Source organism: Zooshikella ganghwensis DSM 15267 (genome assembly GCF_000428585.1).
GTDB classification, from domain to species: Bacteria; Pseudomonadota; Gammaproteobacteria; order Pseudomonadales; family Zooshikellaceae; genus Zooshikella; species Zooshikella ganghwensis.
The window spans coordinates 1-19,446 of sequence record NZ_AUAF01000024.1 but is presented as its reverse complement, the minus strand read 5'-3'; the positions used below and the strand labels follow the sequence as shown (position 1 = coordinate 19,446).

The following is a 19,446-nucleotide window of genomic DNA, read 5'->3' as shown; positions in this document are numbered from 1 at the left end:
GTTGGCTACGCTGTTAACCATGGGAAAACAATAAAGACAACAAGCAGGAGTCTCTTTATGAAGAAAATAGTGATGATGGCCATTGCGTTAATGGTTTCTGCCACCGCTGTTGCAAAGGAATGGAAAACGGTGCGTATAGGTGTTGAAGGGGCATATCCGCCATTCAGTTATACGACAGAATCCGGTGAAGTTAAAGGGTTTGACATTGATATTGCTAATGCATTATGTCAGGCCATGCAAGTGAAATGTAAAATGGTACCTCAGGATTGGGATGGCATGATTCCCTCTCTACTCTCGCGGAAATTTGATGCCATTATTGCATCCATGTCGATAACAGAAGAACGTAAACAAAAAGTTGATTTCTCTGATAAGTATTACCATACCCCCGTGCGTTTTGTACGAAAAAAAGGGGAAGATATATCAATCTCACCTGAAGGCTTAAAAGGTAAAGTAGTTGGTGTACAGCGCTCGACCACATCAGACCGTTATTTAACTGATGTCTATGGCAGTGCAGTAACGATTAAGCGTTACAGTACTCAAGATGAAGCCTATTTAGATATGAAAGCAGGGCGTTTGGATTTGCTGTTAGGCGATATTATTCCGCTTTCTGATGGGTTTTTGAAAAAAGAAGGTGGGGATGCTTTCGAATTTATTGGACCTGCAATCAGTGATCAACAATGGTTTGGTGAAGGTATTGGCATTGCCGTTCGCAAGCAAAATAAAGACCTCAAAGCCATGTTTAATAAAGCAATTAAGCAAATTCGCGCAGATGGCACCTACGATAAAATTCAAAAGCGCTATTTTGATTTTGATATTTACGGTCAATAACCTTTGATATATTGGCGTGTTTACTTTGTATCTGTGGAAGTTAAATACGCCAAATTCCATAGTAAAGACAGTGAGAAGTAATAATCATGCTAGGTTTGCATGGCTATGAAGCCAGTTTAGTGAGTGGAGCTTGGGTTACTTTGCAAGTCGCATTGTGGTCTTTGTTGATTTCAGTAATTTTGGGGATTTTGACTGCACTGGCCAAGCTATCAAAAACATTACCTTTACGCGTTATTGGCACTCTTTATACCACAGTTATTCGTGGCATTCCGGACTTGGTGTTAATGCTACTTATTTTTTATGGCGGCCAAATGCTGGTTAATGTCGTTGCTGAGTCTGTGGGCTATGAGGAATATATTGATGTTAATCCATTTATAGCTGGCGTACTCACCATTGGTTTTATTTTTGGTGCTTATATGGCAGAGACATTTAGAGGTGCCATTATGGCTGTCGATCAAGGTCAGCTTGAAGCAGGTAAAGCCTATGGAATGAGTTCGTGGATGATATTTCGGCGAATTTTATTTCCGCAAATGATGCGTCATGCTTTGCCAGGATTTGGTAATAACTGGTTAGTTTTACTCAAAACTACAGCATTAGTGGCCATTATTGGACTTGAAGATATGGTCAGAAAAGCCCAGCTTGCCTCCGGTTCAACTCAAGAACCTTTTACCTTTTATTTTGCAGTTTGTTTGATTTTCTTATTATATACCACTGTTTCAATTCTATTATTGAACTGGGCAGAGCGTCACTTTAGTGCCAGTGTCAGACGGGAGGCCTAAGCGCGTGGATTTTAAAGAAGTTATTCTCCAATATGTTGATTATAAAGTTATTCTTGATAATCTCCCGATGTATTTTGATGGCTTAGTGTTGACAGTTCAGCTGGTATTTATTTCCCTGGTTATTGGTTTATTGATGGCAGTGCCTTTGGCCGTTTTACGGTTATCGAAGAACCGTTGGGTGGCTTGGCCCGTTTGGTTTTATACCTATTTTTTCCGTGGTACCCCATTATTGGTACAACTCTTTTTAATTTATTATGGGATGGGGCAGTTTATTGACTTAAATGCTTCGTCAGTAGGTGCTTTTTTTAAGGATGCATATTACTGTGCGCTAGTAGCTTTTACATTAAATACGGCGGCATATACCACGGAAATTATTCGTGGAGCCATGAAAGAAACACCTAGAGGTGAAATTGAAGCCGCAAAAGCCTATGGCATGAGTTATTTGCAAACGTTTTACCGTATTATTTTACCCAGTGCTTTTAGGCGGGCATTACCGGCATATAGCAATGAAGTTGTTTTCATGCTGCATGGTTCTGCCATTGCGGGGGTGGTGACTATCATGGATATTACAGGGGTAGCCCGAGTGGTTTATTCGCGTTTTTATACACCATTTGAAGCATTTATTTTTGCGGGCTTACTTTATATGATGTTGACCTTCATGATTGTGTGGGGATTTAGGCAGTTAGAGCATCGTTGGTTAGCACACCTTCGTCCGCGGTCATAAATGTTGAGTTTGTCTTCATAAAAAGAAGGCCTTTTACAGGCCTTCTTTTTTGCTCCGTAATAATTCAGCTTATCCTTCTTGGTAGGCGCGTTTCACTTCTTCTGCGATAATCTTTAACCCTTGGCTTACCTTGCTATCATCTTGAGCATAGGAAACCCGAATGCATTCGTGCTGATGACGCCAAGTGGTATCCATTCCAGGAAAGAAATAATGACCAGAAACTACGATAACACCACGCGCCTTTAAACGCTGATAAAGTTCTAAACTGCTAATCGGTAAGTCTTTAAACCAAAGCCACAAGAACATTGCGCCTTCAGGTTTATGAATATAATACTCATGATTACCCAGGGCTTGTTGTAATACACTAACGGCTTTAGTAGCTTTTTGCTGATAAAATGGGCGAACAATATCATTGCTTAACGTGAGAATGCTGCCGTCCTTCACCATATCCATTGCCATTAAACTACCTGTACTATTTGTAGCAAGGCTCATAATCGCGTTAATGCGTGATATGGCGCTAATGACTTCTTCATTCGCGATAACAATACCTGTCCTGGCTGCGGGTAAACCTAATTTTGATAAGCTTAAACAGAGAATAATATTGTCATTCCAGTAAGGGGTAGCGTCGGTAAAGATAAGATTAGGGAAAGGGGTACCATAGGCGCCATCAAGCAGTAGGGGTATTTGGTGGGCTTTGGCTAGTTGATCCAGCTTTTCAATCTCGTGATCAGTTAAAACATTACCTGTCGGATTTGTGGGGCGTGAGACACATAATGCCCCAGTTGTTTCATCTACGTTTAGCTGGTCAAAGTCAACGTGGTACTTAAATAGGTGATTATCCAAATACTCAATGCTTGGGCGATTTGCTGAAAAAAAGTTCTTAGTAAGTCCTGCATCGGCATAACCAATATACTCAGGTGCTAGAGGCAACTGAATTTTACGTTGCGTACCATCACGGCACTGTCCGGCAAACATATTAAATAACATGAAAAAAGCGGACTGGCTGCCATTGGTTAAGGCAATATTTTTAGCCGAAAGTGGCCAGCCAAACTGATTGCGAAGGAGTTTAACCAAGTGATTGATAAACTCTATTTCACCTTGGGGTGGATCATAAATGCCAATCAGTCTGACAAATTCATGATGGTTATCGAGAATGCGACTAAGTCGGGCTTTGAAGGCTTCTTCTACGGCAGGGATATGCGCTGGATTACCACCACCCATCATGATGAAGTCTTCACCACTGGCGAGGGCGTTACCCAGGTCATCCATTAAGGATTGTATACCGGTCTGGCTCGTAAATTTTTCTCCAAACTCCGATAGTTTCATGCATACCTCAAAATAAGCGAATCAAAGCCGCTTGCAAGTATGACGATGACTAGTGCCTGATGAGGGACTCGGTGTCATTTTATGCAAGGGCTGTCAATATCAGGTTTCAGGGAACGTGTGCGACGACTAATTTTCCGCAATTTTGACTTAAAAGTATACCTCATCCTTCAGGAAATCTGAGTGATTAGTTCAGTTTAGCTTTTGTATGAAAAATATAGGGAATGAATAGGATACATGTTCCGTCTTGTGTCAGCCCGTTTTACATAAAATTACATTAGTGTGAAATATCGAACACATTTGTATTTTGCTTGTTAATTACTAGTCATTACATAAATTAAATGTGAAGTGGTTGGTTATCAATAGGGCTGTTATTGATGACAATATGATGAAAAAGTGAGCATATAAAAAAGCAGTAATGATAAAACTGATAACAAGCTTATTTTGTTGTGTTTGTGAACCGGTTGAGCAATACAAATGTGGATAAACTCACCTGCTAACACGAGCAGAAGACACTAAATGTTTAGTGCAATGACTTAGTGAGCTAGCCAATAAATGTACAGTAGGCATGTTTAAAAGACTCGCTGTATGTTGAAACGTTAGTTTAGGAGGGGGAGATACAGTAGGCCACAAAAAGTCCCAGTCATGGGGGACAAGTTACAAAGGAGTATGGGCAGTGAAAAAAAGAGGTTCATTATTTGGTTCGGTGAGCAGTCTGCTGTTAGTAGCAACTTTCGCATTACCTGTGCAAGCAGATCCTGAAACAAATGCTCAATCGATAGAAGAAAGCAGTTGGCGTGTGGGGGCTAAGCGAGTCATTGCATGGCTTGTTGATGATCAACCTGAAATGAATCCAACGATTACTGCCTCTACGGAAAGTAATGTTGATCGTAAGCCTAATGAGTTAGTGGTTGAAACACCCTTGCCATCGATACAACCCAGTCATGGCCGTCAGTGGGATCATGAACTGGTTGATCAATTATCTCCGAATACACCTCCTCTTCAAACAATACTCCCGTTGCTTGCGCTACCTAACCAGCCACAGCAACAAACTCCTGATATTGATGAAAAACTGTTAGTAGATGATTGTGATCCAGCGCTTTCAACATCATTAGTTGATTGTGAACCGGATAAATCTGTATTACCTGAAACAACTTTACCTGACGTTGCTCACACAGGCCCCGTTATTACTAAACAAACCCCTACGGTACAACCTGCTGCGCAGCCTGTTGTGCCTGTTCCTGTAGCCCCATCTAGCGTGTTAGTATTTGCAGGATTGCTGTTATTAGCTAGGCGGGCAACTAAATAACAATATTATTAATTTTTTGTATGATGAAAAGCTGGTATTTACCGGCTTTTTTTATAACTGTATTTTAGAAGTTAATTTAATTTTTATATTCGTATTTGAAAATACCCTGCTAGTCTAACTACAACGTATAGTTGTAAATGACAAAGGGGTGAGTTATGCGTACTTTATTAGTCGCTCTATTATTTGCATTTGGTGCTCAAGCATGGGCAGATCCAACGCAAGGAGTAAACTACATTACTGAAGAGTTTCCTCCTTTTAATTTTAAAGGGGATGATGGCAACCCTACAGGTATAAACACAGATGTTTTAGTTGAAATGTTCAAAAAAATGGGCAGTAAAAATAGTTATAGGGATATCAAGTTACAGCCATGGGTTAGAGGTTATCGCACGACTCAAGAAGAAGGCAGTATGAATATTTTATATTCTACAACAAGAACCCCTAGTCGGGAAAAAATATTCAAATGGGTAGGACCTTTAACGGATGCAACCAATGACATTATGGTTTTAAAAGGTAATCCTAAGAGTGTAAAAATTGAGTCGGATGGTGATTTTGAGAAATATAAGTATGCAGTCATTCGTGATGATATTGGTGAGCAAGTATTAGCAAAAGCAGGTGTTAAAAAATCTAACCTTTCTCATTCAACCAATTTTTACGCGATGGTGAAAAAGTTACAGGATGGTAAGGTAGATGCCGTATCTTATAATGGAACCGTTGCAAAATGGTTATTAAAAAGAGAAGGGCTAAAACCTGCTGATTTTGACTTTGTTTATAGCATTAAACTGGGTCAACACTATTTTGCATTTAACAAAAGCATTGATGATAATGTCGTCGAGGCTCATCAAAAAGCACTTGATGATGTCAAAGCCGATAAGGCTATTATGGATAAAATTACTGAAAAATATCTCAAGTAAATAGACAGAAGTAGTAGTATAAAGGATTAGGTTGCTACTTCTATAATGAGTGTGTATTCATTTATACCCTTCACTAATCATTATTAGGGTTTGTTGTCTGCGCTCTTCACCCCAGTCACTTATTAATAATATAAGCTCCGGGGGCTTCATCGCTTGACGGCTGCCCCTAAAAACCCTTCGTTTTGGGTATACATCTTTCATCTTGGGTATGGTGACTGTTTTTTTATTGAGTTTTTTATTTGCGGATATTGAAAATATTTTTTGTGTGATAAGTGTTGGCTTGATTAAGACTGAACATATGGTTTTATGGGGTGTTGCTTGAAAAACCATTTTAAATGGAGAAAAGTTATAACTAGCCTGACAGTCATAGTGATTCGTTTTTTTAATGTCTCTTCCCTCAAATTTAACGTGATTATTGACACCTGAATAGTAAAAAAAATTATTTGAAGTCACGTTTTTGGCGATTTTTTTCCTGTTTCAAGTAGGTAAACAACCATTAACCAGTTAAACTTAAAACAGCGGCACTAAGAAAAGAGGGGTGAGCATGACTTATAATCCTATGAGTTCAAAATGAGTTGAAAGGCGCTCAGGTGTATGGAGCCATTTGATTCATTTATCCAGCGGACAGATGAAAAATTTCTGCCACTGTGGCAGCCCTTTATATCGGGGAGCCGCTTTTATTGGCAGTTAGTATCTGACTGGCCTGATGACCCAGATAATATAGATGCAGACTTTCCTAGTATAGAACTGCTGTGTGAGCGTTTACCCAATCAAAATCTAGGGTACTGGATGATCTCTGATGAGAATGTGTTTCACTATTTTAGCCTTAATCCTGCAGTAGCTTCTGAACTCTTAAATTATGAGGCTCGAGCAATGGCTCGTTGCTTGGCTGTCGATGATGCCAGCTTTGGGTTTTGCCACAGTTTTCCACTCTTTTCCTTAGATGTACTTTTTGAGCAGCCCTTAAATATTATGCCACGTGATCCGGTTATCCCTCCTCACTATGAGCAGCTTAAGGATGATCGCTTTCCTTGCCCAGCTATGTTGAACTGGGGTGGGAGGGCGTTACCCTGCATGATGCTGGCTGAATATAACGAACGCACGTTGGTTAAATTATTTGTTGACTATGATGGACCCTCGGATGTACTGCCTACGTCAGACTTTATGTTTCTGGGAAACTTTTTGCACCCAGGAGGCCAGTATCTTGAGCTTATGGCGGATATGTTGATATTGGTATCGACTGATCAGCTTTCGTTACCTAATCAATGGATTGAGAACATTGAGGCAATCAAAGCTAAGCAATTCAGTCATACCCATTCAACTCATCAATTGCAGAATTATAATTTATTAACGGATGTTCTTGCGTTAGATAAATCCAGCTCTGCTATTTTATCGGATAAATCTTCAAGTGAATGGATCGCTTGGACGTTCACTATTCTGCAAGCTTTTGCTGCCGCACTCACTGCGGGTATCCTATGGTTTGTGATGGGGCTCGTATTAATCGTAGGGTTAGTGCTTCTCTTTGCAGGCTAGTTTTTCCTCCGTTTTATACCCTTTGTTGCGGGTATACTCCCCTCCAGTGTGATTCATTTTCCTTATTTTTTAATGCAATCTTGTGGTTGTTCACTTATTGGTTGTTAACCCATACAAGCTTTTCTGTTTTTTTACACTACAGAGGCAGCCTTTTTCTTACAATATGTTCTTTGATATATTTTGACTCAGCTCTTAAGCGCAAACTGTATTGGAGAGGTTATGTTAAAGCTGATACAAGCACTATTAGTCTGTGTGATGACTATAGGATGGATAACTAATATTCAGGCATCATTGATTAACGATGATTTTGAGAATGGTGATATGGGAGGTCGTCTTTTTGAGTTAGGTATGGGGGTGCCTGCCATTGTTAAGGAATTTACGGATCGTTCAGGACAGGTGTATACCCCAGCATCGGGAGAGTATTTTGCGACTATACCGACAGGTGCCGGATTAATTTGGACTAATGTTCAGTGGCAAAAAGGCGATAGGGTTGAGTTCCAGTATTTGTTGGCTGATGCTGCAGAAGGAAGCTTTCAGCTTCACCCAGAGTGGCCTCATACCGGTGATATGATTGCCCGTTTAGTGGATGACGTTGGTTCATGGCAAACGTTTAGTTATGAGTTTACGGGTGCTGAGGATGGTGCCATTGCACTGCAAAACTTTGGTGATTTTGGTAGTTTTCTGCTAGTGGACAATGTGTCTATCATTAAAGTGGTTGCTCCCAGTTCGCTGCTTTTGGGGTTGATGGGGTTATTTGGATTGCTGGCCCGTAAACGCTTTGCTAGTGACATGGAAAATAAATGATAACTCACTTGCAAGTAATACAAGTGACTCACTCTTTTTTCAGTTTTTTTCTGCTGACATTGAACTTCAGCTATTCCTCTAGGTCCTACTTGTGTACCAAGTCATTTTGGTATGTGATCTCTCCTATCACGTGTAGACCCTACGTCTAAAGCAAAACAATTCTCCCCCTTGCGACTACGCCCTGGATTTTATCCAGGGGGGAGGATGTTTTTTGATTCGTAATTTTTCACCATCTAGTTTGTGACTAAAGCAGTTAAATGCATGTAAGTCCTTTCTGAGACCCATGCACATAGAGGTGTTAGATTATGCATCGAGATAATAAAAATAGTAATCGCAGTAGATGGCAAAAAATAAAAAATAACCTTCCTTATATTACTCTCATCTGTTGTTTACCTAGCCTGTTTTCTTCCCCTGTTGCAGCGGTAGATTTTCATGGCTATTTACGCTCAGGAATCGGAGGAACCCAGGGCGGAGGTGATCAAGCTTGTTTCAGAGCGCAAGGTGCTGGAGCTAAATATCGATTAGGCAACGAGTGTGAAACCTATGCAGAAATACAGTTAGGGCAAGAACTATACAAAGAAGGGGAAAAGCGTTTCTACGTGGATTCGATGATTGCATATGTTTCTAATCAAGAAAACGATTGGGAAGAACTGACGGGTGATAATGGTGCAAAGTCATCTTTAAGACAGATGTATGTTATTGGTGAGAATGTACTTGATAGTTTTCCTGGTGCAAATATTTGGGCGGGTAAACGTTATTATCAACGGCATGATGTGCATATTAATGATTATTACTATTGGGATGTGTCGGGTCCTGGTGCAGGTATTGAAAATATTGATGTCGGGTTTGGTGAGTTATCTTTAGCATGGCTGCGTAATACAGAAAATGACTATCAAGCGAAAGGTGGCTCATCTGGAACCAATGTGGCCAATGATACCTTTGACATTCGTTTGTCTGATTTGGCAATTAATGAAAATGGTAAGTTGGAACTGGGTCTGGATTATGGCCGAGCTAACTTAAACACGGAGCAAGATGATAAGGACTTTGACGATAACAAAGGCTACTTATTTACAGTACAGCATACGCAGAGTAATTGGTTTGGTGGCTACAATAAACTGGCGTTGCAGTATGCTACTGATGGTATGATCGGAACAGGTCATAACCAAAGTCGTGACACAAGTGATGGAAAAATGTTTCGTATCGTCAATCAGGGGGTGATTGAACTTACAGAAAATTTAGAAGGGATGTATGTAGGTATTTATGAGAAAAAAGATTTAGACAATAACCAGGGGCAAACATGGATGTCAGCAGGGATTAGACCTGTTTATAAGTGGAATGATGTAATGAGTACAGCCTTGGAAGTGGGGTATGACCGCGTTAAACCACAGGCGAGTGGTGCGGAAACGGTAGATTTGACGAAAGTGACATTAGCGCAACAATGGTCAGCAGGGCGAAGCTTCTGGGCGAGACCCGTTATCAGAGCGTTTGCAACTTACGCGCGATGGGATGGCGATGACTATAATGCAGCCAGTGAGTCGATTGAAACTGGAGAAGACAGCGGATTAACGTTTGGTGTGCAGGTAGAAGCATGGTGGTAGTTTTATTTAACTAACCCGCTTAACCTTACTTTCACTTTGAAGGGTAGATATCAGGCCACTTAAATTAAGTGGCCCTTATCCTTAACAAGGCTAGGACTTCTATTATGGACCCCAAAATATATTACCGGTTTTTTAGGTATTTTTCGGTTTTTTTTGTGCTGACAGTGGCTACTATCTGTCGTGCAGATATCGATAATTGGACTGCTACATGGCCTACGCCATCAGCTATCAGTCAACAACAGGCTAATGAAGGATTGGCTGCATCAGTTGTTTGTTGTCAGCAACTAGCGGGCTTACTTTACCAGACTCTTGAACCAGGAAAACAGTTACAGATTGAGATTAATCTTGATTCTCCCAGTTATTCGTTCGAATCTGGAAAGAGTTTTTTTGCCGCCTATAAACTACCTGAAAATGCAAACTCGCTGACTATTACGCTGTACAGTATTGCAGGTAAAACTGTATTTAAACCTACTGTGATGTTAATGGATAGCCAGTTTAGGGTAACTCGTTTGTTGCGAGGAAATGATTTTCAATACCGGCCAGCGAAAGGTTTCAAAGGGGATAGTCTTGATGGGCAGTTTCGGGTTGATCGAAGTTTGCCAGGTAACCCATTGAATGAAACTTACATGGTACTTTATACCACAGAGGCTGATAGGCAAGGAGAGACTACACTATTACACCCTGCGAAAGCCTATGCATTAGCACGACATAATCAGCCGCCTGCTATACCAGATCCTGTCGCAAAGCATTCAGCGGTAGGGGTATTACAGTTACGAATAGCGCAAGAAAATAAATCATTTGGAGAGCGGGCTGACTATGTTCCACCAGCGGTCGTCTATCCGTCTGCTGCTCCTGCACCTGTGAGTACCCCAGCTCTTCCCGAAACCCAGGATTATTACCAGCAGGCGATTAAGCAAGCACTCGCTAAAGGGGATATGGCAAAAGCTTTACGTTTAGCGGAAGAAGGAGAACGTGCTGGAGTTCAAGGTATACGCAGGTTTTTACTAGAGCGTATTCAACCGAAGCCATAAACTCAGCCAGAACACTACGCCCCCCTAAAAAATAGCAAGGGGGATGCGAAGTCTAAGTGCATCAGGCAGGATCATGTTGAGAGGGATACTGCAACAGTTTGAGCGTTGTTGGTTAAGGAACACGGATAATCACGAAGTATGCCCATGGTGAAGCACATAATGAATAATTCACAAAAGGGTAGCCCGTTAATAGGATGTCGACTATGAAAAAAACAATAACACTGCTGGCTTCAAGTTTTCTCGTATCGCAATGTGTCAGTACAACAGCATTTGCAGCCATTACAGAGGGTGAATTAACCATTTGGATTAATGGTGATAAAGGGTATAACGGTTTACAGGAGGTCGGTGATCGGTTTGCCAAAGAAACAGGTATTCCTGTAAAAGTAGCTCATCCAGATAAAGCTACTGACAAATTTCAACAGGCAGCTGCTACAGGGAATGGTCCCGATATTTTTATTTGGGCACATGACCGGTTAGGTGAGTGGGCAAAAAGTGGACTCATTGCGCCTCTTTCACCTAGTAAATCGATTAAATCAGGCATTGTTGATTTTAGCTGGGATGCGGTAACCGTTGATGGAAAAGTCTATGGTTATCCCATCGCCATGGAAGCGGTAGGATTAATTTATAATAAAGCAATTATTAAGCAGCCGCCCAAAACAGTAGATGAGATATTTTCCTTGAGTACTCAGCTGGCGAAGGAAAATAAAAAAGCCATTTTGTGGGATTATAATAATACCTATTTTACCTGGGGTTTGTTTGCAGGGTATGGCGCTTATACTTTTAAAAAACAACCTTCTGGTGGCTATGATGTGAAAGATACTGGTGTAAATAATGAAGGTGGATACCAAGCTGGTGCATTATTGAAAAAAATGATTGATGAGAAGGTAATGCCCAAAGGAGTTGATTATGGCGTCATGGATGCAGCCTTTAATAAAGGTGAGGTTGCAATGATGATTAATGGCCCATGGTCATGGAGTAACCTTAAAAAAAGTGGCATTGACTTTGGCGTTGCACCACTGCCAAAAATAAATGGCCAGGTAGGCAAACCTTTTGTGGGGGTATTGGCGGCAACCATTAATGCAGCAAGCCCAAATAAAGAACTGGCGGTAGAGTTTTTAGAAAATTATATGCTGCAAATTGAGGGGCTTAAAAAGGTCAATGATGATGTACCCTTGGGGGCTGTTGCAAACAAGGAATACATGAAGACGTTAAGCAAAAACCCCAATATTGCTGCGACCTTTAACAATGCGCAAGCTGGTGAGGTGATGCCAAATGTGCCTGAAATGGGGGCTTTTTGGGCTGCGATGAAAGCAGCATTGCAAAATATTACATCGGGTCGTCAGCCAGTAAAAGCGGCATTGGACGATGCTGCTAAGCGTATTGTACGTAACAAGTAACGTATACCTAAGGGTATACTAGATCCATTTGTTTATTCATTCTGGCAGTCACTGCTTTGTTTGGTATGCCTAGCCTTTTTAGGTTGTGTGTGGAGGGTATACCCTTTGAAAGGATCGCGAGGTAAGGGTATATCAACAAGCAGCGTTACTGCTGGATCGACATGGTGAAGTATCATGTTAACCGGGCTTCAGTTAAGTTTTGTCATGCGTTTACTTAAACGTGTCCTGCCATTAAGTGTTGTAGGGGTTGGTTTATACCTTGTGGTTGTCATGTATGTGCAGCAACAGTTAGCCTTTGCAGGATTATTTTTAGTGGTGCTGAGTGCTGCAGCTTTTGTCTTTTGTCGACAAGAGGCGTACGCCCATCGTTATGTATTTCCTGCCGTCGCGGGTATGGTTATTTTTGTTATTTTTCCTTTGTTGTATACGATTGGTATTAGCTTTACCAACTATAGTGCTAAGCACTTGTTGGATTTACCTAAAGCACAGCAATATTTTCTACAACAAACGTATAAAGTCAGTGATAAAAAATATAAATTTTACCTGTATTTTCAGCAACAAAACTCCTCAGAAAAAACAGCTGTTATGGCTCTGTTAGATGATGAGCATCATTCAGCATTTTTAAGTCAAAATTTTTCACTGACAGATACTGTAGATATAGAATTATCATTGACATTGGTGAGTGAATTACCTGACCTACAATCGGCGTCAATCAAAACCATTATTCAGCATAAAAAGCACTTAAAAAATATAAAATTGAACTTGCCTAATGGACAACAACTGCAGTGGGTTGGACTTCGGCACTTTGCTGCAGTGGCTCCCCTTTACCAGCTAAATGAACAACAACAGTTAATTAATCAAAAAACAGGTGATGTACTCACAATTGACTGGCAAGAGGGGTTTTATAAAAATACTCAGGGAGAGGTATTTTCTCCTGGTTTTAAAACCTATGTAGGGTGGCAGAACTATATTACTGTGTTATTCGATCCTAGTATTAGTGGACCGTTTATACAAATTTTTGTTTGGACAATTGTTTTTTCGCTGTGCACTGTCATTTTTACACTGTTAGTGGGACTCATTTTAGCCAACCTTTTACAGTGGGAACTGTTAAAAGGAAAAGGGTTCTACCGCATGATGCTGATTTTACCGTATGCGGTACCTGCGTTTATTTCTATTTTGGTTTTTAAAGGTTTATTTAATCAGAATGCAGGTGAAGTAAATTATTTAATGGGGGAGTTATTTGGCCTGCGTCCTGATTGGTTCAGTGATCCGCTATTAGCCCGTACTATGATATTGATCGTTAATACTTGGTTAGGGTATCCCTACATGTTGTTATTATGTATGGGGCTACTACAAGCGATTCCAAGAGATTTATATGAAGCCTCTGCCATTGATGGTGCATCGCCTTGGCGAAATTTAATCAGTATTACCTTACCGCAAATTATTAAGCCGTTAACCCCCTTATTAATCGCTTCATTTGCATTTAATTTCAATAACTTCGTATTAATCACCTTATTAACATCAGGAGGTCCTGACATTATTGGTGCAACAACACCTGCAGGTACTACTGATTTATTAGTGAGTTATACCTATCGATTGGCTTTTCAGGACTCAGGACAAAATTTTGGTATGGCTGCGGCGATCGCAACATTGATCTTTTTACTGGTGGGGGCATTGGCTGTTATGCAATTGCGCCTGAGCAAGGTTAAAGTATAAGGGAGATACAGCAATGGCAATGGTTCACTCTCCATCAGTTAAGTACCGTATCTGGTTAACCCATGCAGGTTTAATTGCCTTTCTTGCAATTATTATATTTCCACTGTTAATGGTGTTATCAATTTCATTTCGCACAGGTAACTTTGCGACGGGACATTTATTACCCGTTAACCCTTCATTAGAGCACTGGTCGCTGGCGCTGGGTATTCCTTATACTCAGGCCGATGGTAGCGTTATTCAACCACCGTTTCCGGTATTAACCTGGTTGTGGAACTCGGTCAAAATCGCACTGGTTTCGGCGTTGTTAATTTTGATGTTATCAACCACAAGTGCGTATGCTTTTGCCCGTATGCGTTTTCGCTTTAAAGGCATCATGCTTAAATCCATGCTGATCTTTCAAATGTTTCCACCCGTGTTATCGTTGGTGGCGATTTATGCTCTATTTGATCAGCTGGGGCAACATGTTAGCTGGTTGGGGATTAACTCTCACGGTGCAGTTATTACTGCTTCACTTGGAGGGATGGCACTGCATATCTGGACAATCAAAGGGTATTTTGAGTCCATTGATGCCTCGCTTGAAGAGGCTGCCGTTGTAGATGGCGCGACAATCTGGCAGGCATTTCGTTATATATTACTACCTTTAAGTATTCCAATACTGGCTGTAGTATTTATTTTGGCATTTATTACCACAATTGCCGAGTATCCTATTGCCTCAGTATTATTACTTGATGTTGACCAGCTTACCCTAGCAGTGGGTGCTCAGCAGTATCTCTATGAGCAAAACTACTTATGGGGTGACTTTGCCGCAGCGGCGGTGCTGTCAGGGCTACCTATCACCGTTATCTTTTTGTATTGCCAAAAGTGGATAATCAGTGGCCTCACTGCAGGAGGCGTTAAAGGATAAAAATAGACCATCCTAACATGATAAATCAAACAGTTGTCATACATGAATCTGAAGAAATATTCGTATGAACAATTTTGCCATGTTCTTGTGGTTAAAAATTAATCATTTGATTGCGTGTAAGTCTACTATCCCACGCTATTATGAAGGACAGAACCACCAACTTTATATGTGTGAACTGCATACTTGAGTAGTCTTTAAAAAAAGAAAATAAACCTCTGTTTGTTTAAAATGTTTAACTGATTACGCTATATAAAGTGACTTTTTTAGCAAAAAAAGAAGGTACACTTATGTCGTTTTCTTTCTGTCTGTATGATAATTGGCTGCTACTTAGCTAGCTAATTTTTTCCGGGTTGATTGACTTTATTTAAACTATAGTAACTTCTTATGAATGAAGTAAGTATGCTTGTTAAAATATTTAGGTACACTGTATCTAAATGTCACGCATGGTTTTTGTGTGGCATTACTATTCTCAGTTTTAGCCAAAGCTGGGCTGCTGTTTATCCTCTGCCGTCTAATGGCGATAATGTCGTTGGTTATATACGCCAGGTAAGTACGGCTTATGAGGATACATTTATGGAGATTTCTCGGCGCGAGGGGTTGGGCTTTTTAACCGTTCGTGCAGCTAATCCTGAAATTGATCCCTGGCTTCCAGGTGAAGGTGTGTTGGTGACACTGCCGACTCAAATGATTTTGCCACCCGTCAAGCGGGAGGGCATTGTTATCAATTTGGCAGAATTACGCCTTTACTATTTCCCTCCTAATGAAGATGTGGTGGTTGTTTTTCCTGTTGGTATTGGTCGTAGGGGCTGGCAAACCCCTGAAGGCAAGACACATATCATGCAAAAGATTGAGAATCCTACATGGACACCACCCGCATCGATTCGCCGCGAACATGCAGAAAAGGGCGATATTTTACCTGCAGTGGTACCCGCTGGGCCAGATAACCCCTTAGGACTATTTGCATTGCGGCTGGGTAATGGGGGTAGTTATTTAATTCATGGAACAAACCGAAAGTATGGCGTAGGCATGCGAGTGAGTCATGGTTGTATTCGTTTATTTCCTGATCATATCGAGCAATTATTTGCTCAAGTCTCGCGTGGTACCCCAGTGAGAATTATCCATGAGTCATATAAAATTGGCCGTCTGAATGGTGAAATATATATTGAGTCACATGAACCATTATCAGAGCGAGTCAATACTGTTCGTAAACCAGCGAAGCAGGTGCTGAGCAGTTTGTTAGACAAAATGCCTGAAGCGAGTACGGCAATTAATCGAAGTGCTGCGTTAGATGCTATTCAGCAAGAAACCGGGTTACCGCAACGAGTTTCATTGTCTTCTGTATACGTAAAGGATTTATTTTAAGGCTTACCTTCCTCGTATAATAAATAAGTATACTCTTGTTGTCGTGGGACTAGCTTGGATATGTCCGGCTAGTTCTGTTAAAGATGCATAATAGATAGCACTAAATGAGTATAAGTGTCGGTAAAAATATATTCCTCAGTGTATGGTGTTAATGAATATTAAAAATACAAGTTGAGTTATATAAATTCATTTATAAAAAAAGGCCGCAGCTGCGGCCTTTTCGCATCAGTATCACAAATTATTTCATGTACTGATGACCACTCATGCGATCTAGCTTCTCCATGATTTGATCGGCTTTTGCATCAGCGCTAGCAGCAGTTTGCTCAACGCGGCTGAGGCGATCCTTTACTTCGTTAATGTCTTGCTCCAGCGCATCTACACGACTGTTTGTTGCACAACCAGCCATAATAGTTAACGCAGTAGCGGCGACGCCTAACTTAACGAGTTTAGCAGTCATTATGAACTCCTTATCAGTTTGTGTTGCAATGCTTCATTTGAAGAGGGTTAAAATAACTGGTCAGGCCGTACTGATTAAACCTGCCAGGCCAGATGCCCCCAAAGGCTTACAGACCAAAGGTCTCAAGGGCAAGCCGATGTCCAAGCTAGAGTATGGACTACTTTTTTATTATCAGCCAGTATAGGGCTGATTGAACTGTCTCACAAACGCTGTAAGACCCAAATATAATATCAGGCACAAAAAAATCTGCTGTGATCCAACAAACAAAAGTTTTGGGCATTAGATAGAAGTACTATAAATTTTATTCCATGATTGTTGTATTACAAGTGTGTTATTTTGCTTTTATTGGTTTGTAACGACTTGTTGTCTATTTGTACGAATAAATATTGCGTCAATTATCTTATGCACTTAAGTAAACTGCAAGCAATGCTTTTTTCATCTAAAGTATGAGTTCAAGTCAGGTGTCTTAAGTATTAAGCACCAAGAACACTTCTCCAAACGTATGTGTTGTATTGTTGGTAGAGATATTTTTCCAGGTTTACATCTGGTTAATAAATAATCTAATCGCATTGGTTGTCTAGACCAGCCCACTTTGTTTTTTAAAAACAAGTTACACATACTATCATTAGTGACTTATCCTGAACTATATTTTCACATTGAGCTTTAAACCGAGTGCAATGTATTCAAAACAGAATTGCGAGCTTAAGTGAGCGATTTGAGTTTATGTGAAAAACAGTATCAGGGTACACAACAAATAATAACTATAACGAGTAAGGATTATATAGGGGAATCATGGCCAAGTTACGCTGGAATCCGGAAGAGTATAGGCTGGTCAATCAATTACAACATGAATCTGCCCTTTTAGGGTTGCATCAATACTGTAATCTTAGTTCTCATGATCAGGTTTTAGATATTGGTTGTGGGGACGGTAGCTTAATCAATAAAATTGTACAACAGTTTGAACTAAGTCATGTCCAAGCAGTAGATCGGTCTGTGGAGATGATTAGTCATGCTAAACAAAACTATGAAACACCCGGTGTTCGTTTTGGCATCGCTGATGTGACGAACTTAGATCAGTTTGATAGCCAATCAATGGATTGGGTGTTCGTATGTAGCATATTGCATTGGGTCAGTAATTTAGATAAAGCTTTTGCAGAAATAGAGCGTGTTTTAAAACCGGGTGGTCAATGTTTTATTGTCCATTGGCCTTATAATGAAGCGATTTATCTCCCCGTTAAACAGTTAATGAGTGATCCTCAATGGGAAAAACTATCCATTGCTTTGACAGCAATGCCTCCCAGTGCCGATCAGCGTTGTTTGCAAATGCTGTTTCAGCACCATGGTTTTACCATTTCAGTCTTGGAGGATCGAACATGGTTTCCCTTTGCCACGAGTATTGATTACTTTGCCCAATTTCTTTTGGCGTTATTACCTTTACAAGAATGGTTGCCTGAAGAGAAGCATAGGGAGTTTGTCGATCAGATAGTGAACAATGCTTTGGCGATCTATGCTCGTCAAGACGGGGGTATTGCTATTCCTATGCGGTGTATTTATGGGGTTGTCCAAAAGGCCGCTGTTGCATAAGCCCGATCAGTTGCGTATTAAAAAGGAGGCAGCAGTCAAGCCTCCAGAGCAGAATTTACAGAACGTTAGGTTGACCTTTCAAGGTGATTTAAAGTCAGCTTTTACAAGGGCTTAATATGCAACTGCCCAAAGGGCTAAATATCAGCAGAAATAATTAATACTGATGCCATAAAATTAATATGAAATAAAACTAATTTTATTTTGAGGGCTGATAGTTAAATCCAGGTATTTTTATAAAGCTTGCTTTAAAAAAATTTATGATACCCTATAAATAAATTATTTTTTGTCAATACGACTTTAGTCTAAATTAATTAAAGCTACTGCGAAAGATCCGTTCAGAACGAATCCCCTGGAATTAAGTAATTCGCACAAAATAAAGGGTGTCACTTTTAGTGATAGTCTCTTGAAGCATTGTGCATGAGGTTTCAAAACGGCTGATACCGTATTTTTCTACCAGATCAGCACCACTCAGCTCTGAAGGGGTATCTTGCTGAGATGGGGTATCCATGCGATAGAGTTTAAATCGCATTGCGTTTAGTGTTTCTTTCAAGTCCATGAATATCTCCAAGCCATTCATAACTAAGGCCCTGAACACTATGCATGTGTGGTACCAGATTGGCTATCTGACTGATTTTGGTATTATTGTAGCGATATTTTTTAGAATAAAAACTCAAATATATTTGTACTGTAAAAAAATAAGACAAATACACCTGAAATGTCTAGGGGGAAACACTACCCTGTCTTATTATCAAGTGCAAACAGAATAATGCCAAGCAGGGTAGGGTATACCCTTTTACGAATCATTTTTATGTGCGCTATCCATAGCGCTCACCCTCACGGGCCAGCGAAGTTGTACTAATGTGTTCCTGATACATTAGTAGAGTTTGTTGTATTCACTCTTGACCACCAAGGATGGCATTAAATTACCCACAATTTTGGGCGAGTTCAAAGCCTGCCTTCAGCTCATATAGTCTATTAAGACCACGCCAAATGACTGTATTACCTGGAGGTGGGTCATTTGACCTAGCTAAGTATCCACCTAACTTGGCCAGTCGAAGGATATAGTCTTGTAATGTCTCTGGCTTCTTCTTTTTAATGTAATTTTCCAAAATAAGCCTTTCTACATTATCAAAGGCCAGTTTAGGTGCCAGCCTTCTATCTTCCCTATTGAGCATCGTTAGCCAAT

17 protein-coding genes and 1 pseudogene are annotated in these 19,446 nt (G+C 40.4%); 14 read left to right on the top strand and 4 right to left on the bottom strand.

Annotated features, from left to right (window positions below; genetic code table 11):
• Positions 1 to 57 precede the first annotated feature (57 nt).
• The 3 genes from F607_RS0107800 (at position 58) to F607_RS0107790 (ending at position 2,331) form a co-directional block, all read left to right on the top strand.
• Complete coding sequence (locus tag F607_RS0107800) at positions 58 to 828, top strand: ABC transporter substrate-binding protein (RefSeq protein WP_027707650.1); 771 nt, start codon at positions 58 to 60, stop codon at positions 826 to 828.
• A gap of 86 nt (positions 829 to 914) precedes the next feature.
• Positions 915 to 1,607, top strand: coding sequence for an ABC transporter permease (locus F607_RS0107795; RefSeq protein ID WP_027707649.1), 693 nt, complete (start codon positions 915 to 917; stop codon positions 1,605 to 1,607).
• A gap of 67 nt (positions 1,608 to 1,674) precedes the next feature.
• Positions 1,675 to 2,331 (top strand): ABC transporter permease, encoded by a 657-nt coding sequence (locus F607_RS0107790; protein WP_038290581.1) that lies wholly within the window; start codon positions 1,675 to 1,677, stop codon positions 2,329 to 2,331.
• A 69-nt stretch (positions 2,332 to 2,400) separates the two neighbouring features.
• Here F607_RS0107790 and F607_RS0107785 read toward each other — a convergent pair whose 3' ends face one another.
• The gene (locus F607_RS0107785) at positions 2,401 to 3,657 is read right to left on the bottom strand and encodes a valine--pyruvate transaminase (RefSeq protein WP_027707647.1); all 1,257 of its coding nucleotides are present in this window, start codon (positions 3,655 to 3,657) and stop codon (positions 2,401 to 2,403) included.
• Between the two features lie 673 nt (positions 3,658 to 4,330).
• Here F607_RS0107785 and F607_RS0107780 point away from each other — a divergent pair.
• From F607_RS0107780 to F607_RS0107730, 10 genes are all read left to right on the top strand, one after another.
• Entirely contained in the window at positions 4,331 to 4,963 is a 633-nt protein-coding gene (locus F607_RS0107780) for a hypothetical protein (RefSeq protein ID WP_027707646.1), read from the top strand.
• 155 nt (positions 4,964 to 5,118) lie between these two features.
• Complete coding sequence (locus F607_RS28645) at positions 5,119 to 5,874, top strand: substrate-binding periplasmic protein (protein WP_051311102.1); 756 nt, start codon at positions 5,119 to 5,121, stop codon at positions 5,872 to 5,874.
• 594 nt (positions 5,875 to 6,468) lie between these two features.
• The gene (locus F607_RS0107765; RefSeq protein WP_027707644.1) at positions 6,469 to 7,407 is read left to right on the top strand and encodes a hypothetical protein; all 939 of its coding nucleotides are present in this window, start codon (positions 6,469 to 6,471) and stop codon (positions 7,405 to 7,407) included.
• 219 nt (positions 7,408 to 7,626) lie between these two features.
• Positions 7,627 to 8,211, top strand: a complete 585-nt coding sequence (locus F607_RS0107760) for a hypothetical protein (RefSeq protein WP_027707643.1) — start codon at positions 7,627 to 7,629, stop codon at positions 8,209 to 8,211.
• A gap of 305 nt (positions 8,212 to 8,516) precedes the next feature.
• Complete coding sequence (locus F607_RS0107755) at positions 8,517 to 9,809, top strand: maltoporin (RefSeq protein WP_084611158.1); 1,293 nt, start codon at positions 8,517 to 8,519, stop codon at positions 9,807 to 9,809.
• A 104-nt stretch (positions 9,810 to 9,913) separates the two neighbouring features.
• Complete coding sequence (locus F607_RS0107750) at positions 9,914 to 10,840, top strand: MalM family protein (RefSeq protein ID WP_027707641.1); 927 nt, start codon at positions 9,914 to 9,916, stop codon at positions 10,838 to 10,840.
• 203 nt (positions 10,841 to 11,043) lie between these two features.
• Positions 11,044 to 12,237: a maltose/maltodextrin ABC transporter substrate-binding protein MalE gene (gene malE / locus F607_RS0107745; RefSeq protein ID WP_027707640.1), complete on the top strand. Its 1,194-nt coding sequence runs from the start codon at positions 11,044 to 11,046 to the stop codon at positions 12,235 to 12,237.
• Between the two features lie 174 nt (positions 12,238 to 12,411).
• Positions 12,412 to 13,953: a maltose ABC transporter permease MalF gene (gene malF, locus F607_RS0107740; protein WP_027707639.1), complete on the top strand. Its 1,542-nt coding sequence runs from the start codon at positions 12,412 to 12,414 to the stop codon at positions 13,951 to 13,953.
• A 13-nt stretch (positions 13,954 to 13,966) separates the two neighbouring features.
• A complete protein-coding gene (malG, locus tag F607_RS0107735; RefSeq protein WP_027707638.1) occupies positions 13,967 to 14,857 on the top strand; it encodes a maltose ABC transporter permease MalG in 891 nt (296 codons plus the stop codon).
• A gap of 384 nt (positions 14,858 to 15,241) precedes the next feature.
• On the top strand, positions 15,242 to 16,219 hold the full coding sequence (locus F607_RS0107730; protein ID WP_051311100.1) for a L,D-transpeptidase family protein: 978 nt from the start codon (positions 15,242 to 15,244) through the stop codon (positions 16,217 to 16,219).
• 238 nt (positions 16,220 to 16,457) lie between these two features.
• On the opposite strand, the gene F607_RS0107725 is transcribed toward F607_RS0107730, so the two are convergent.
• Positions 16,458 to 16,676, bottom strand: a complete 219-nt coding sequence (locus tag F607_RS0107725; RefSeq protein ID WP_027707636.1) for an Lpp/OprI family alanine-zipper lipoprotein — start codon at positions 16,674 to 16,676, stop codon at positions 16,458 to 16,460.
• Positions 16,677 to 17,468: 792 nt separating this feature from the next.
• On the opposite strand from F607_RS0107725, the gene F607_RS32640 reads away from it, so the two are divergent.
• Positions 17,469 to 18,260: a class I SAM-dependent methyltransferase gene (locus F607_RS32640; protein ID WP_027707634.1), complete on the top strand. Its 792-nt coding sequence runs from the start codon at positions 17,469 to 17,471 to the stop codon at positions 18,258 to 18,260.
• Positions 18,261 to 18,615: 355 nt separating this feature from the next.
• Here the strand turns inward: F607_RS32640 and F607_RS0107710 are convergent, their stop codons facing one another.
• Both F607_RS0107710 and F607_RS34575 read right to left on the bottom strand, forming a co-directional pair.
• A complete protein-coding gene (locus tag F607_RS0107710; protein ID WP_027707633.1) occupies positions 18,616 to 18,816 on the bottom strand; it encodes a hypothetical protein in 201 nt (66 codons plus the stop codon).
• A gap of 367 nt (positions 18,817 to 19,183) precedes the next feature.
• Positions 19,184 to 19,446: pseudogene (locus F607_RS34575) on the bottom strand (hypothetical protein); the annotation flags it as partial.